General features: G+C 55.0%; 16 protein-coding genes. 6 read left to right on the forward strand and 10 right to left on the reverse strand.

Translation table 11 applies throughout. The annotated features are described in order from the left end of the window. Positions 1–62: 62 nt before the first annotated feature. The 6 genes from BM116_RS10745 to BM116_RS10770 all read left to right on the forward strand — a co-directional run bounded on the left by BM116_RS10745 (position 63) and on the right by BM116_RS10770 (position 5,044). Entirely contained in the window at positions 63–737 is a 675-nt protein-coding gene (locus tag BM116_RS10745) for an acyltransferase (protein WP_083725440.1), read from the forward strand. 48 nt (positions 738–785) lie between these two features. Further along, a complete protein-coding gene (gene rfbB, locus BM116_RS10750; protein WP_083725438.1) occupies positions 786–1,853 on the forward strand; it encodes a dTDP-glucose 4,6-dehydratase in 1,068 nt (355 codons plus the stop codon). Continuing rightward, the gene (rfbA, locus tag BM116_RS10755; protein ID WP_083725436.1) at positions 1,850–2,722 is read left to right on the forward strand and encodes a glucose-1-phosphate thymidylyltransferase RfbA; all 873 of its coding nucleotides are present in this window, start codon (positions 1,850–1,852) and stop codon (positions 2,720–2,722) included. Before rfbB ends, rfbA begins: the two co-directional genes overlap by 4 nt. Then, complete coding sequence (locus tag BM116_RS10760) at positions 2,719–3,108, forward strand: sugar 3,4-ketoisomerase (protein ID WP_083725434.1); 390 nt, start codon at positions 2,719–2,721, stop codon at positions 3,106–3,108. Before rfbA ends, BM116_RS10760 begins: the two co-directional genes overlap by 4 nt. Further along, positions 3,105–3,848: an N-acetyltransferase gene (locus BM116_RS10765; RefSeq protein ID WP_083725432.1), complete on the forward strand. Its 744-nt coding sequence runs from the start codon at positions 3,105–3,107 to the stop codon at positions 3,846–3,848. The genes BM116_RS10760 and BM116_RS10765 overlap by 4 nt, the downstream gene beginning before the upstream one ends. Before the next feature lie 86 nt (positions 3,849–3,934). Then, positions 3,935–5,044, forward strand: coding sequence for a DegT/DnrJ/EryC1/StrS family aminotransferase (locus BM116_RS10770; RefSeq protein ID WP_083725430.1), 1,110 nt, complete (start codon positions 3,935–3,937; stop codon positions 5,042–5,044). A 24-nt stretch (positions 5,045–5,068) separates the two neighbouring features. Here the strand turns inward: BM116_RS10770 and BM116_RS10775 are convergent, their stop codons facing one another. The 10 genes from BM116_RS10775 to waaC form a co-directional block, all read right to left on the reverse strand. Continuing rightward, the gene (locus BM116_RS10775) at positions 5,069–5,929 is read right to left on the reverse strand and encodes a glycosyltransferase family 2 protein (protein WP_083725428.1); all 861 of its coding nucleotides are present in this window, start codon (positions 5,927–5,929) and stop codon (positions 5,069–5,071) included. After that, positions 5,922–7,073, reverse strand: coding sequence for a glycosyltransferase (locus tag BM116_RS10780; protein ID WP_083725426.1), 1,152 nt, complete (start codon positions 7,071–7,073; stop codon positions 5,922–5,924). The genes BM116_RS10775 and BM116_RS10780 overlap by 8 nt, the downstream gene beginning before the upstream one ends. A 190-nt stretch (positions 7,074–7,263) precedes the next feature. After that, a complete protein-coding gene (locus BM116_RS10785) occupies positions 7,264–8,184 on the reverse strand; it encodes a glycosyltransferase family 2 protein (RefSeq protein ID WP_083725424.1) in 921 nt (306 codons plus the stop codon). Further along, on the reverse strand, positions 8,181–9,923 hold the full coding sequence (locus BM116_RS10790; RefSeq protein WP_083725422.1) for a carbamoyltransferase family protein: 1,743 nt from the start codon (positions 9,921–9,923) through the stop codon (positions 8,181–8,183). The genes BM116_RS10785 and BM116_RS10790 overlap by 4 nt, the downstream gene beginning before the upstream one ends. Positions 9,924–9,957: 34 nt before the next feature. Further along, entirely contained in the window at positions 9,958–11,379 is a 1,422-nt protein-coding gene (locus BM116_RS10795) for a lipopolysaccharide kinase InaA family protein (RefSeq protein WP_083725420.1), read from the reverse strand. Beyond that, a complete protein-coding gene (locus BM116_RS10800; protein ID WP_083725418.1) occupies positions 11,376–12,152 on the reverse strand; it encodes a lipopolysaccharide kinase InaA family protein in 777 nt (258 codons plus the stop codon). The genes BM116_RS10795 and BM116_RS10800 overlap by 4 nt, the downstream gene beginning before the upstream one ends. Next, entirely contained in the window at positions 12,149–12,895 is a 747-nt protein-coding gene (locus tag BM116_RS10805; RefSeq protein ID WP_083725416.1) for a lipopolysaccharide kinase InaA family protein, read from the reverse strand. The genes BM116_RS10800 and BM116_RS10805 overlap by 4 nt, the downstream gene beginning before the upstream one ends. After that, positions 12,892–13,713, reverse strand: a complete 822-nt coding sequence (gene rfaP, locus BM116_RS10810) for a lipopolysaccharide core heptose(I) kinase RfaP (protein ID WP_235846742.1) — start codon at positions 13,711–13,713, stop codon at positions 12,892–12,894. Before rfaP ends, BM116_RS10805 begins: the two co-directional genes overlap by 4 nt. Then, positions 13,710–14,831, reverse strand: a complete 1,122-nt coding sequence (locus BM116_RS10815) for a glycosyltransferase family 4 protein (RefSeq protein WP_083725412.1) — start codon at positions 14,829–14,831, stop codon at positions 13,710–13,712. Before BM116_RS10815 ends, rfaP begins: the two co-directional genes overlap by 4 nt. Further along, complete coding sequence (waaC, locus tag BM116_RS10820) at positions 14,831–15,892, reverse strand: lipopolysaccharide heptosyltransferase I (RefSeq protein ID WP_083725410.1); 1,062 nt, start codon at positions 15,890–15,892, stop codon at positions 14,831–14,833. Before waaC ends, BM116_RS10815 begins: the two co-directional genes overlap by 1 nt. Position 15,893: the final 1 nt, after the last annotated feature.

Consider the following 15,893-nt stretch of genomic DNA (forward strand, 5'->3'; position numbering starts at 1 on the left):
AGCGAGCCAACCTGACTAAGCCCCACAGCACTCCAGCAGTGACAGCGAGGAACAATAAGACGATGGGAATTATTGCAAGGATAAAACGAGACGGTTTCAGGCGCACAGCTGTGCACCGCCTGCTAAAAAAACACGGTCAGCTTAGGGCATTTATATTTAGAGCGTTACTCTCTGAAAACAAACCCATCTTGGACAGCGCCAAGATCGTTCAGCCTACCCAGTTTTCAGGCAAAGGTCGTATTACAATAAGCAAGGCGCGCCTTGGATTCTTCCCGTCACCCGGCTTTCTCAGCGGAAGTGGTTATCTGGAAGCGCGAGCAGAAAACGCAATAATCGAAATCGCCGAATCGACGACGATCAACAATGGATTTACGATCATCGCGGACAAAAGCTCGATTCACATCGGCAAGCGCTGCCTGATCGGACCGGATTTTTTTGCAGCAGACTCAGATTTTCACGGCATGAGCGTAGAAGATAGAACCAGTGGAAACTATGACTGCAAACCAGTGAAAATCGGAGATGACGTTTTCATTGGGCAAGGCGTCAAGGTTATGAAGGGCGTCCATATCGGCCAAGGCGCCGTTATCGGTAGCGGAAGCGTTGTGGTTACTGATATTGAGCCCTTCACCATAAATGCAGGCGTTCCTGCCAAAAAGCTGCGCAGTCTGCCCAGGCCACAAGATAACCCAGCCGAAGCCACATCCTCCCATCAAAACACGGAAGCAGCGCAACTTTAAGCTGGCCAGCGCGCCCAACCTCCCCAAGACTGCAGAAGATTGAAAAAGATGAAAATATTGATCACAGGCGGCGCAGGTTTCATAGGCTCGGCGCTAATCCGCCACACCATAAAAAATTCGGACCATCAGGTAATCAATGTAGACAGCTTAACCTATGCGGGGAATCTAGACTCCCTTGCCAGCATAGAGGCGGATCCGCGCTACACATTCGAACAAGCAGATATCTGCGACGCAGAAGCTATCAAGGACATCCTCGACAAGCACGCACCCAGCGCGATCATGCACCTGGCAGCCGAATCACACGTAGACCGATCAATAGATGCTCCTGGTCAGTTTATTCAAACCAACATCGTTGGCACCTACACGCTCCTTCATGCAGCCAGGCAATACTGGAGCGCCTTATGCCCTGAAGCGCGTTCAGTATTCCGCTTCCACCACATATCTACGGACGAAGTGTATGGCGACCTAGAGCGCCCAGAGGACCTGTTCACCGAAACCACGCCCTATGCTCCAAGCTCGCCTTACTCCGCATCAAAAGCTAGCTCAGATCACTTGGTGCGCGCGTGGAGTCGCACCTATGGCTTGCCTATTTTGATTACAAACTGCTCGAACAATTACGGCCCTTACCATTTTCCCGAAAAGCTAATTCCCCATATGATCCTCAGCGCCCTTGCCGGTAAACAACTGCCGGTCTATGGCGATGGGTCTCAGGTCAGGGATTGGCTTTATGTTGATGATCATGCGCGCGCTCTGCTTGAGGTGTTAACCGAGGGCAAGCCTGGAGAGACCTACAACATCGGCGGAAATAACGAGAAACGAAATCTTGAGGTCGTCGAAACTATTTGCGATCTACTTGATCAGCTCGCCCCAACTGAACGCTCACCTGCATTGACCTCTTACAGGGAGCTGATAACTTTCGTGGAGGATCGTCCAGGGCATGACAAACGGTACGCCATCGATGCAGGAAAAATCCACCAAGAGCTAGGCTGGGAACCAATAGAAACGTTCGAGTCGGGGATACGGAAAACAGTAGAATGGTACCTAGAAAACCGCTCTTGGTGGCAACGCGTCATCAGCGGCGACTACCGCCTAACAAGACTCGGAGAATCCAAATGAAAGGCATCATTCTGGCCGGCGGATCCGGCACTCGTTTGTACCCGATCACCAAAGGTGTATCCAAGCAGCTGTTGCCGATTTACGATAAACCGATGGTCTATTACCCGTTGTCAGTTCTCATGCTGGCTGGCATCCGTGACATTCTGATCATCTCCACCCCGGAAGACCTTCCGAACTTTGAGAAGCTCCTTGGTAATGGTAATAACTTTGGAGTAAGCCTCAGTTATGCGGAGCAACCAAGCCCCGACGGGCTAGCCCAGGCTTTCATCATTGGTGAAAGCTTTATTGATAATGACAGCGTGTGCCTGGTGCTCGGCGATAACATTTTTTACGGCCAGGGCTTCTCGCCGAAGCTACAACAGGCGGCAGCTCGTATAACTGGTGCCACCGTATTCGGGTATCAGGTCAGAGACCCAGAACGGTTCGGCGTCGTTGCATTTGATGAAAACAACAAAGCTATCTCCATCGAAGAAAAGCCCGAACACCCCAAGTCAAATTTTGCAGTAACCGGGCTCTACTTTTACGACAACGACGTAGTAAAAATCGCCAAGCAGGTCAAACCGTCGCACAGGGGCGAGTTGGAAATCACCAGTATCAATCAGGCGTACCTGGAGCGCGGCGATCTGAGTGTAGAGCTTCTTGGGCGTGGTTTTGCCTGGCTGGATACCGGGACTCACGAGAGCTTGCTGGAAGCTGGTAGCTTTGTACAAACCATTGAGCATCGCCAAGGTTTGAAAGTCGCTTGCCTGGAAGAGATTTCCTTCAACAATGGCTGGCTGACAAGGGAACAGCTGAAAGACCAGGGGCAAGCTCTAAGCAAGAATGAGTATGGGCAGTATTTGCTAAGACTCGCTGGAGAAGGCATATGAGTATTGCTGAACACCGTGTTCTAGGTGATCACCGGGGACAACTGATTGCGATTGAAGGCGGGCGTGATGTCCCCTTTGAGATAAAACGAGTTTTCTACATTTACGGGACTCAGCCCAATACGCCTCGTGGTCAGCACGCTCATCACAAGACTCGCCAATACTTAATCGCCGTAAACGGTTCCTGCAATGTCACCCTAGATGACGGCAAGCAGCGCATCACTTACAGTCTAAATAAACCGAATATAGGCTTACTACAAGAGCCTCTCGTATGGGGAGACTTGCATGATTTCTCCCCTGATTGCGTGCTAGTTGTCCTCGCAAGCGAACACTATGAAGAAGGTGATTATATCCGCGACTATGCACACTTTCAGGAGATATTAAAATGACCTCACACCCAACAGCTTTAATATCATCAAAAGCTAAAATTGGTAAAAATGTTACCATTGGGGCGTACAGTATTATTCATGACAACGTGGAAATAGGCGAAAACACGACTATCGGACCTTATTGCGAGCTGGGCGTAACCAATCATCTTTCTGAAGGTAAAAAACTTATCATCGGCGCCAACTCACACATCCGTTCCAGATGCACTTTCTATGAAGGATCCAAGTTTGGTGAAAAACTTATCACTGGACACAGCGTTACTGTGCGAGAAAAGACAAACGCAGGAAATAACTTTCAGATTGGCACGCTCAGCGACATTCAAGGACATTGCACCATAGGAGACTATGTAAGAACTCACAGCAATGTCCATATTGGTCAGCACAGTAGCATAGGAAGCTTCGTCTGGATATTCCCTTATGTTGTCCTGACAAACGACCCACACCCGCCTAGTGAGATTATGCAAGGTGTAACGATCATGGATTTCGCAGTCATAGCTACTATGTCCGTCATCCTACCAGGCGCAACAATATCGGAAGGAGTTTTCATCGGAGCACAAAGCTGTGTCGGCGGCAAAACAGAAGCAGATAGCTTTTACGCTGGATCACCGGCAAAAAAAATCGGACCGACATCAAAAATAAAACTGAAAGACGGAACAGGCAACCCCGCTTACCCATGGAGAACTCATTTTAAACGTGGTTACCCAGCAGAGATAGTTGAGCAGTGGAACAAAAGCCAGTTTTAAACCGATAGCTCTATCCGACTTGCAGAAAAGCTGTTTTTTCATAGCAGTACCTTTTATCCAATAGCCCTGATACCGCGAGCAAATAAATGCTTTCCTTCCTAGACCTCAAGACCATTAACGGCCGGTACCGCGCAGAGCTGATAGAAGCGGCCGCCCGTGTTATCGACTCAGGTTGGTATATTCAAGGCGCAGAACTCAAGGCGTTTGAGCATGAATTTGCCGCCTATTGCGGAACAAGACACTGCATTGGCGTTGCCAACGGACTGGACGCTCTGACCCTGACACTGCGCGCTTGGAAAGAGCTGGGCAAGCTAACCGAAGGCGATGAGGTAATTGTGCCGGCTAACACCTACATCGCCAGCATTCTTGCTATCACCGAAAACGGCCTCGTACCTGTTTTGGTAGAGCCAAGTGAGCGCACGTACAACCTTTGTCAAAACAATATCGCCGAAGCCATTACAGCAAAAACCCGAGCCATTCTGGCTGTTCATCTCTACGGCCAACTAGCGCCTATGCAGCAGATAATGGCCTTGGCTGAACATCATGACCTGCTCGTATTGGAAGACTCGGCACAAGCACATGGTGCACAGCTTGAAGGCAGAAAAGCAGGCAACTGGGGCAACGCCTCCGGCTTCAGTTTTTACCCTGGCAAGAACCTTGGTGCGCTCGGCGACGCAGGCGCAATCACCACGAACGATGACCTGCTAGCCAAAACACTAAGGGCGTTGGGAAACTACGGTTCCCATGAAAAATACAAAAACCTATATCAAGGCGTGAACAGCCGCCTTGACGAAATACAAGCAGCAATGCTTCGAGTGAAGCTGCGATATCTGGATACCGAAACCCAGCACCGCCGAAACATTGCCACGTTATATCGAGACAAGATAAGGAATAATAACGTTAGTTTGCCACACCTAGAAGACGAGAACAGTCATGTCTGGCATCTATTCGTATTGAGGAGCAAACACCGAGCCGAGCTGCAAGAGTATCTGACAAACTCCGGCGTCCAAACCCTCATACACTATCCTATTCCGCCTCACCGGCAGCATGCATACAAAGAGCTGGAAACGCTTCAGTTACCGCTAACGCAACAAATTCACGATGAGGTACTTAGCCTGCCTATTAGCCCTGCGATGAGCATAGCAGACGCAGAAGAAGTCTGCGGTATTATCAACACCTTCCAGCCTGGCAGCTGATAAAAGGCCGCTTGAGTAGTAAACTTAACCTAGATAAAGCCGCGCAACCCCCCTGAGAGTCCGCATATCCCAAGCGCCCAAGGGTATTTTCTGGAGAATCTCACGGGCAAGCGGCTTATCCTGCTTCGCTGCCTTCAGAAACATGGACCGTCGGTGCCGCAAGCATACTTCCTCAAAGTCCTTATGTTCTGAGAACAACGAATATACTTTGATGACCTCATCGAGCATAAAGCGAATATTGGAGTGGGTATTCTGAGCGTGCGTGCGATAATATGCCATCGCCTCTTCTAATACATCGACAACATATCCCGCCTCGCAAACTTTTAGCATCATTGTAAGATCTTCAATTCGCAAACTCTCATCGTACCCCCCAACCTCAAGAGCCGCGTCACGTCTAATAAGAAATGTAGGCGCGGGTGCCCCCGGCAATATACCATTAAAGAGACTATCAAAATCTAGGCGCCTAGCAGGACGAACACGCAGCTTTCTGTCTATTACGTTGCCAGACTCGTCAATCGGTATGATATTTCCACCGCATATAGCCACCTCAGGATGCGCCTGCATATGTGCCACCTGAAGGGCTATTCGATTTGGCAGCATAACATCATCGGAAGCAAATGGAGCATAGTACTCTCCATTGATCTCACCCAGCGCGAAATTTAATGTAGGCAGTAGCCCCTGGTTAGACTGCAGCCGCAAGTCAAAACCATATATCTCAGCCAGTTCCGCGAGAATTCTCGGGGACTCATCAGTAGAGCCATCATCAATGACAAGAATCTTAATATTGGGGTAAGTCTGCTCAAGCACGCTGAGAATACATCCTTTGACAAAGCGGGCATGATTATAGCTTGGCACAACAACATTAACTAAAGGCAGCTCACTCATCTCTACTTTTCCCAAAATCCTGAATCATTGAAAAGATCAGGTTTCGATAATTAGAGCGAAACTCATCAATACCGTGCATTCGGCACAAATAATCATGCCCCGCCGCCCCCAAGTCACTCCGTTGTACAGGTGACATTTGCACTAACTCCACAAGCTTTTCAGCTAGGTCGACATGGTCGCCAACCTTGAATTGAAGTCCGCCACTGTCTTCCAGGATAGACTTGAGACTGTCTATATCAGACCCTATGACAGGTCGGGCACCAGCGAGCGCCTCAAGCAGTGCGAGAGGAAGCCCCTCACTAAAAGAAGGCATAGCAAAAACATCAAAAGCCTTAACATACATCAGGGCATCGTCACGCGCACCAAGCAAGATGACACGCTGCTGCAAATCATGTTTTTCAACAAGCTCCTCAAGATCTGAACGCGACCGTCCTTCGCCAATAATTACAATTAGCGCATCCTGGTAATCTTTTGCAATGCGAGCAAAAGCTTGAATCAAGGTCGCGTGTCCCTTCACTGGGACTAGCCGACCGATACAGCCAATAACCAGCTTATTTTCAGGCACAGCCAACGCTCTTCTCGCATCCCCAGGCGACAACATTATGGACTTTGCCCTGTCGATATCGATAGCGTTATTAATGGTAATCGTGTTCACCCCATTAAAAGCGTTAACTTTATTTCTCAAATAACTAGTTACAGCCCTTGAAACACCGACCATCTTCCAGCGGCGAGAAATGAGGGCAGCCGCCTCCAGTCTACGAAAAGCCCGGTCATAATCGCCGATTCCATGTTCTACTCCAACAAAGACAGTACTCCTGAACACCTGCGAGAGCCACATCATCATACTAATAGGCTTAAAGCGATGCGCGACGACAGCATCAAACCCCTGCGCGCGACAAAAAAGATAAAGCCGGAATATAACCAACCAGCGTCGAAAGCCTTTAAGGTCCGCAGGGCGACAGTTAAAGTAACATGATCGTTGCGCCTTACTAACAGGCATACCTTCGTCAGGTCTTCCCCGAAGAAACAATGTCGTAACATTTACATCATGCGCCACCAACGCAGCAACAACCTGCTCAGCCAAATCCGATTCATTTACGTTATAGCGAAGCTGAATCTGTAATATTTTCTTCCCAGTTGACACGCAGCTCAAGCCTCTTAATGCCAAACACTGGCATATCAGTTAAATCACAGGTTATGGCGACCTAATTCCTGTTCGCGCTTCTTGAAAGGAAGCCATTAAAAATGGGCACCATCTTAGTCTCGACCCACAAAAAAATGTAGCATACGGCAACTTCGACACTTACAGTACAGCTTAATGCACCATCAGCCCGCTACTTTCCTAGCAGCCAAAGTCGTAGCGCTTTGCGACTATAGGAGCCACGAAATATAACGCGCCAGTCAGCTTTGAGCGCTTGCACGAACCATTCCTTCGCCAGCTCCGACTCACCTGCCAACCAAGCACTGCGAAACAGCGACAGGCTTCGCTGTACAAAAAACGCGCGACGCAGCACCTGAAACTCATCCGGCAAGCGTTGCGGAGAAAAAACTTCGTCCACCAACTTCAAACCGCCGGCACGCGCATGAGCAAACTGATGCCGCAAGCTATCCGAGTGTTTATGAATCAAGGCCAGCGGCTCATTCAGAACAGAGCAGTGGTAGTTCGCAAGCACTTGAGTGAATACCGGAATATCCTCCGCACTGCGAAACGCCTCTGGATAGTTACCGCGAGCAAATACATCACGATGCATTGCGCAGGCGCCATTTGAGAGAGCCAAGCTTTTATCCAATAGATAAGCCCGAACCCGCATGATTTGGTTTTCCGGCATCACACCTGGATTGTGGATGCTGCGCTTACCGCTAGAATTAATAGAAACATGACCACCAGCGACGAACCGAGTTTCCGGATTCGCCCGAAGATGCTCGCGAATAAGCTTGATCGCACCCTCAGCCATTTCATCATCAGCATCAAGAAAAATCAGCCAGTCGCCGCGAGCCTTCTCTATACCTCGATTACGAACTGACGCAAGGCCACCATTAATTTTGCGCTCGGTAATGATTTTCCCAGGATACCTCTGCAGTAAATCGGCGATCACCTTAGGCGTATTGTCAGTAGAGCCATCATCAATAATGATAAGCTCACAGTCATCTGCCAGCTGCGGCACGACAGAGTCCACGGTACGTGGCAAAGTCGTCGCGTAGTTATAAGCAGGAATAACAATGCTTAGCAGCACGTTTGCTGCTGGATCTGTCACTGTTCACTCTCCTTTACCACCAGCACATCTTCCATGATCAAGAACTGCAGATCAGACCCGAAAAACATGTTCAGCGCATCCGTCGGCGAGCAGACCATCGGCTCGCCGCGCCGGTTAAGCGAGGTATTAAGCACGACGCCGTTGCCGGTCATGACTTCCAGCTCTTTCATCAGGTCGTAGTAGCGCGGATTGTAGTCGCGCTTGAGCACCTGGGCGCGGGCTGTGCCGTCTTCGTGCACCACCTCTGGCACGCGCTCTGCCCACCCTTCTTTGACGTCAAAGGTAAAGGTCATGAAGGGCGACGGATGGTCGACGCTAAGCATCTGCGGAGCCACGGTATCGAGCATGGACGGGCAGAACGGGCGCCAGCGCTCGCGGAATTTGATCTGCTCGTTGATTCGGTCGGCCACACCGGCAACGCTGGGGCAGCCGATAATGGAGCGGCCGCCCAGGGCGCGGGGGCCAAACTCCATACGACCCTGGAACCAGGCAACCGGATTGCCCTCGACCAGTACCTTTGCGATTTCCTGGGGTACGTCGTCGATCTTCTGCCACTGAGGCTGATTCGGGTGGCGGGCGCAGGCGGCGATAATGTCTTCGTTGCTATAAGAGGGGCCAAGATAGACGTGTTCCATCTTCTCGACGGGCACACCGTTTTTGACCGAAATGTACGAGGCAGCACCGACCGCCGTACCAGCATCACCAGACGCAGGCTGAACAAACAATTCCTTGACGTCTGATCGCGCAATGATGCGCTGGTTGAGCTTGACGTTCAGAGCGCAACCACCCGCAAAGGCTAGGCGACCAGTTTCTTTGAGGACGTCACCGAGATAATAATCAATCATCTCCAGCGCCAGTTTCTCGAACAGTGCCTGCATCGCAGCCGCGTAGTGGATATAAGGATCGTCGGCGATATCACCCTCACGCTTGGGCCCAAGCCATTCGATCAACTTGGGTGAGAAGTAGTAGCCCTTGCCCTTTTCCTTGTAGCGGCGGAAACCGATGACGTTGGCGTAGTCGGTATTAATGATCAGCTCACCATTTTCAAACTTGGCCAAACGCGAAAAGTCATACTTGGCGGCGTCACCGTAAGGTGCCATGCCCATGACCTTGAACTCGCCGTCGAGCATCTCGAAGCCGAGGTATTCGGTGATCGCGCCATACAGGCCACCGAGCGAATCCGGGTCGTAGAATTCCTTGATCTTGTGGATCTTGCCGTTCTCACCCCAACCGAAGAAGGTGGTTGCGTACTCACCCTTGCCGTCGATCCCCAGGATCGCCGTCTTTTCGCTGAAGCCCGAGCAGTGATAAGCACTGGAGGCGTGGGCCAGGTGGTGCTCAACCGGCTCAAGACGGACTTTCTTGGCATCGAAGCCCAGTTGCTCCAGACACCAAAGAATCTTCTTGCGATAACGCTTGAAGCGGCGGTTTCCGGTCAAGATGGCATCGAGCGAACGATCAGGCGCGTACCAGTAACGCTTGGCATAGTGCCAGCGGGCGTTGCTGCCAAACAGGCTGATTGGGGCAAAGGGGATACAGACGATATCCACGTCTGCTGGCTGAATACCGGCCTGCTCAAGACAGAATTTGGCCGACTCGTAGGGCATACGGTTCTTGGCGTGCTTGTCGCGCACGAAGCGCTCTTCTTCTACGGCAGCAATCAACTTGCCATCGATATAGAGTGCGGCGGAGGGGTCGTGACTCAGTGCGCCGGAAAGGCCCAATACGGTAAGTCCCACGGTAGTCCTCTTCTATCAATCAATAAAATGAAATTCAGCAACGCGGCAGGCGCTCTTCCAGCCATACTGCCAGCGGGCTCTCAGCTGGCCAGTTGCGCACAAAGCGCTGACGGTCTCGCTGCCAGGCAACCTGCCAGCTGCGCTCGCTGCGATGAGCCTGCATCGCGTCAAGATCAATCAGCCACACACGCTCAGCATGCCAAAGCAGGTTGGTCGCCTTGAAGTCGCCGTGACTGATGCGTGCCTGCACCAGTTGATCAAACACGGCAAGCAAGGCATCAGCCACCGCTGGTTCGGGCAGATGCTGTCCATCCTCGCCCAGGTAATGCAACAGGTCGACCCCGCCGCAATACTCGGTAATCAACCAGGCACGGCGGCGCAACGGGCCAAAACGCTGTTCGATCATCGCCAGCGGTGCCGGTGTGGCAATGCCTAAAAACTGCAGGCGATGCGCTGCCAGCCAGGAGTGCCAGGCACGTGTCGGGCGCCAAAAGCGCTTCAGCCAATGGCCAAATCCCTTGATATTGTAGCGCTTGATGACCAGCTCGCGGCCCTGAACACGGGTGCGGCCAACCGTGCTGCTGCCGCCATCCTTAAGCAGTGGCTGCGCCGCCAAAGCGTCATCCGGGCGCGCAAGCAAGGCGCTGAGGTTATCCAGCTCGCTGCGTACCGCCGCGCAAAAACGCGACCAGCTACGCCGCACCGCAAAGGTCGTGCAATCGCGCAGCGTCTTGCCAAGGTAGTCATCCAGCCGACGCTGACGCACCTGCGCCACTTGCCGTGCCAGGCGGTCCGGGTTGAGGGCCAGCGGGTTGTGCTGCAGGTAATCGACCAGCAACAGCTCGCCCAGCGCGTCCCACTCGGGGTCCAGCTGGCCCAGAAAGATCGCCAGGTTGTCTTCAACCTGTGCAGCGCTGAGCGGCTGGCCGGGTGACAATGCCTCAACCGCATCGCCATCAATGACGTACAGCTGCTGCTCGTGCAGCAGAAAGTTGCCCAGATGCAGATCGGTCTGCACCAGGCCGACACGATGCATCGCGGCGATCAGCGCCAGCGCCTGCCCCAGCAGCGCCATTGCCCCACTGTCGCCGGGAGCACGGCTAGCCAACAGATCCCACTGCTGCTGCAGGGTATGTGACCCGGCCAGATAAGCGCTCAGCACATAGTGGCCACCGTCATGCAAGGCACCATGCCCCAGCAACGCAGGCGTGGTGACGCCGTGAGCCTGCAGCGCAAGCAGCCCATCCACCTCACGCTGGCAATGGCGCTCAGCCCCGGTAGCAATAAACAGCTTAAGCACTCCGGGCTGACCGGCGCAGTCCACTTCCGCAACCAACCGCTTGCCCGGTAGCACCCGAAGCCAACGCAACACCCGCACCTGACCCTGCGGCAAGGTGAACTCGCACGGCAAAGGCGGCTCGCGGCCGGCGGCGCGCAGCTGGGTTTGCAGACTCACGCGCGGGCTCCCTTGCCGGCACTGCGTTGCAGCAGCCGACGGACGAAATCGCGCGCCTCATTATCCAGCCGTGTCTTACCCATATAGGCAAGCACAAAGCGCAGGCGCTGGCTGCGACTGGGTTCTGCACTACGCCGATGCAGGGTTTCAAGGTCGCGAATGCGATCACGCTCGCCAAACAGGGCGCGGCGGGTTTTTTCCAGGTCGATAAACCGAGCACCTGCACCATCAGTATGCAGCTTGAGAAACACATGCTTGGGATACAGGCAGTTGTGGATCCGGTCAGCGTTGTGCAGCGCGCGCACCAGCGCCGCAGCCGAGCGAATCAACATGCGAATGTCCGCGACGGCCAGCCGATCCCAGCGCTCAAACCATTCATCCAGCGGCGCATACTCATCCAACGCACGGGTCAACAAAACGGCCTGCGCGCGGCCATCAACACGGCGCTCGGCAAAGAAGGCCGCCTCCAGAGCGGGAATGCCCTCACGGGCGTACTGCTGGATTGCGCGAAACTCACGGGCAAAGGTCGGCTCACCCAAGGGGCGATGCATGGTGCGCGTGCAGTGGTTGTCCTGGCGCTTGAGATAGAAGTGCTGCGACGTGCCGTTGGCGTCATCCAGCTCCAGCCGGTGCACACTGCTCCAGCCTCCCCGGCCGGTGTTTGGCGCATCCACAGCTTCGAGCTGCAGCGCCCACAATGCGTCCATCGAATCGAGTCCGTGGCGCTGCAATACTTCGTGAGCGTTAACAGCAATAAAGGGCTTGCGGGTCATTCTCGTCCCTCGAAAAACGCGAGAATCGCACGCAGTTGCTTGCGATCCGCGGTGTCCAGGCGCGCCTTGCCCAGATACATCTTATAGAAAGCCAACCGTCTGCTGCGGCTGAGGTGATGCTTGGCCAGCTTATCCAGGCAGGCCAGGTCCTTGATGATGCGATACCGCAGCATGGGTCCCCACCAAAAACTGCCGCCCGGGCAGTCGATCAGATAGACGTTGGCCAGCGCCTGATCATCTACCAGCAGGTTACGCCACTTGAGATCATTATGGGTAAAGCCCTGATCGTGCATCATGCGCGTCGCCAGTGCCACTTGCCGGGCAACATGCGTCACCCACGGCCGGTTTGCCAGGCGAGGATCATGCTGCTTCGCCAACTGGGCTAGATCAGTCGTCTGCGGCAGCGCTTCAGTGATCAGTGCTCCGCGCAGAAAAGCCCCACCTGCGCGCTCCTGCCCAAAACCAACGACTATTGCCGAGGGAATGCCCCAGGCATGAAAGTGCAGCAGGTTTTCCCATTCAGCCTGAATGCGCGGTCGCCCCAGGTAGCGGCGCAGGTTCTTGCCCGCACCTGTGTAGCGCTTAACGTAGTAATAGCGATCAGCGACCCAAATGCGGTGGACAGTGCTGAGCGGATCTTGGGTAATTTTCTCCCCCTCCAGCTCAAACACGGTATCCAGATCAGCAAATAGCCGCCCGCTTTCCCCGGTGGCGTACTCGGGGTTCAAGGTCCAACGCTTCATACGTCGGTCCCGGGGGCGTACTTACGCGCAAAGCGTTCCTGCAGCTTTTGCGCCTTGCGCTCAAGGCGCGCCAGCAGCGGCGCCTCGTCTCGCAGCGTATCGCGCAGCGGCGTGGCAAAGTAGCTGCGCAAAAACCGCAGCTTGTCGCGGTGGGTCAGACCAATATCCAGCGCCGAGAAATACAACCCGGCCAGGTCTTTGTCGCGCCAGCGGCGCGGCACCTGGGCCCGAATCTGGGCCCGATGCAGATCGATAATCGAGAGCTTGAAGTCTGTTTCGGTCACAGGCTTGTCGGTATGCAGTAGAAAGTGGCAAATGTAGCAGTCACGGTGATTGACGCCAGCCTGGTGCATGGCCGCGGTCATACTGGCCACACGCTCAATCAGCGCCCACTTCAAGGGTGCCGGCGGCGCAGCCGTTTTCCAGTCTCGGCTGTAATCTTCCAGACTGATGGTCGGCGCCAGTTCCTCGGTGATGATGAACGAGTGCTGCGCGGCCGGGTTGCTGCCGCGCTCGCCGAAGGCAACGGCCGTCATGGTATCGATACCGGCGACGGTGAGGGCATGAATAGCCTGCCATTCCTGCCCGGCACCCAACACAGGGCGCTTGAGGGTGGACCAGTTCTTGAGGATCTCGCCCCAGCCCACGCCACGATGAATCTTGACGAAGTAGCCTTTGCCGTCGACCTCGGTGCGCAGAGTACGACGCGCTTCCAGTTCACGGAATACCTCGCCCTGCAGCGCCTCGACAGCGGCAAAGGCATCCTGTCCAGCCCACAGGCTGGCAAAGGGTTCTTGCAGCGTCAACGTCTGGCTCAAGCGCCCTCCCCGAGAATCACATCGGCGGCATGCTCGGGCAGGCTGTAAAGATCAGCCTGGTCGGCAAAACGCAGGGCGTTGGCTTGCCACTCCTTGCGCAGCGCGCTGTTGTTCAGCATGTCAGCCAGCATCTGATCGAGCTGCTCCTGCTTGAACGGTGTGGGCACCACCAGGCCACAGTCGGCCTCGCTGATGTAGTGGGCGTAGCCGCAGACATCGGTCACCAGCACCGGCAGACCGGCAACCAGCGCTTCAAGCAGCACGGTACCGGTATTCTCGTTATAGGCTGGATGGATCAGCAGGTCTGCACCGAGCAAAAACCGCGGCACATCACTGCGCCCCTTCATGAAGGTCACCCGGTCATCCACCGCGAGCGAGCGGGCGAGGCGCTGAAAACTGCCCGGATCATCCTGACCGATCACCATCAACCGTGTACGCTTGCGCAGCTCTGCGGGCAAGCCCGCTACAGCACGAATCGAGCGATCAACCCCTTTGGTGATAAAGCCGGAGCCAATCTGCACCAGCAGCAGGTCATCGTCAGCCAGAGCGAACTCGGCACGAAACTCGGCACGCACCTCGGCCGCATTGGCCGGTGCCCTGCGATCCGGCGCAATACCCGGCGGCAGCAGATGAAAGCGGTCCAGCGGGGTTTTGTAATGCTTGGTGAACAGCGGTTGCTGCACCTCCGAGATCATCAAAATCTGCGTATTCACGGCCGGGGAGAACACGGCCTTCTCATAAGCGGCAAAATGACGATAACGGCTGGAGAAGCGGTAGAGCGGATTACGCAGGGTCTGCGCCTTGTCTTCAAAACAGGGGTCGGCGGCGTAGTAGACGTCCAGCCCAGGCATCTTATTGAACCCGACCACCCGATCGACCGGGCGCTTGGCCAGATCGGCTTCGACCCAGGCGGTAAATTTTTCATTGCGGCGATGATTGCTCAGCGCCTTGACCGGCGCCACCAGCACCTCAAACCCCTCGGGAATATCGCCTTCCCAGATCAGCGTGTAGACACGAATCGCGTGACCGCGGGCCTGGCACACCTTGGCGATACGCATGAAATCGCGCTGCAGCCCGCCAAAGGGAAAATACTTGTAGAGCACAAACGCCAGCTGCATCAGACAACTCTCTTGTTGGGCAGTAACGACTGCAATTGCTGCATGACCCGGTCCGGATTCAGACGGGTAAAGCATAGCGGCTGCTCGCGGGTCAGGTCGAACCGACGAGCATCCTCCGGGGTGGGCTGGTAGCTGCACTGCTTGCGCAAACAGGGCGCGCAGGCAAAGTCGCTGGCCAGATGCTGCTGCACCGCGCCATAGGCACCGGTAAATCCAGGGTTAGTCGGACCGAACAACGATAACGTGGGCACATCCAGCGCCGCAGCCAGATGCCCGAGCCCGGTATCAACAGCCACACAGGCGCTGGCACCCGCCAATTGCCGGGCAACGTCGCGCAGCGGCAGGCGCGGCAGAACAACGGCGCCCTCGAGCCCTTCGGCAATCCGCTGGGCACGAGCCTGCTCATCCAAGCTGCCCCAGGGCAAGCGCACCTCGACACCCGCAGCAACCAGCTGCTCAGCCAACTGGCGCCAGTACAGCTCGGGCCAGTGTTTGGTGACCCAGGTGGTGCCGTGCAGCAGCACCACATAGGGTGTGGTTGCAACCTCGGCGCCCAGTGCGCCACGATCCAGCCCGTAATCGCCCAGCCCTTCGGCTGGCGTATAGCCCAGCGCCTGACCGAACAGCTGGCGGGTGCGCTCTACCGCGTGCTGGCCCCAGGCAACCGCCAGCCGGCGCTGGTAGAAGCGCGCTGCCAGCGGCTCTCGGGCTGAGCTCTTGTCCAGGCCGACCACCTTGGCGCGCGCGTAGCGGGTCAGCCAGGCGCTCTTGAGCAGCCCCTGGGCGTCAATCACCAGGTCGTACTGGGTATCGCGCAGGCGGCGCTTGAAGCTGCCCCACTCGCCGCTGCGCACCGCCTGCAGCGGCTTCTTGCGCCAGCGCCGGATAGCAACGGGAATAACGGCATCCACGGCGGGGTGCCAGGACGGAATCTCGGCAAAGCCCTCCTCTACCACCCAATCGAAACGGATACCGGGAATGGCACGCGCCGCATCGGTCAGCGCCGGAAGGGTATGAATGACGTCCCCCAGCGAGGACGTCTTGATCAGCAGAACGCGCATG

The sequence above is a fragment of the Halopseudomonas pachastrellae genome (assembly GCF_900114765.1).
GTDB classification, from domain to species: Bacteria; Pseudomonadota; Gammaproteobacteria; order Pseudomonadales; family Pseudomonadaceae; genus Halopseudomonas; species Halopseudomonas pachastrellae.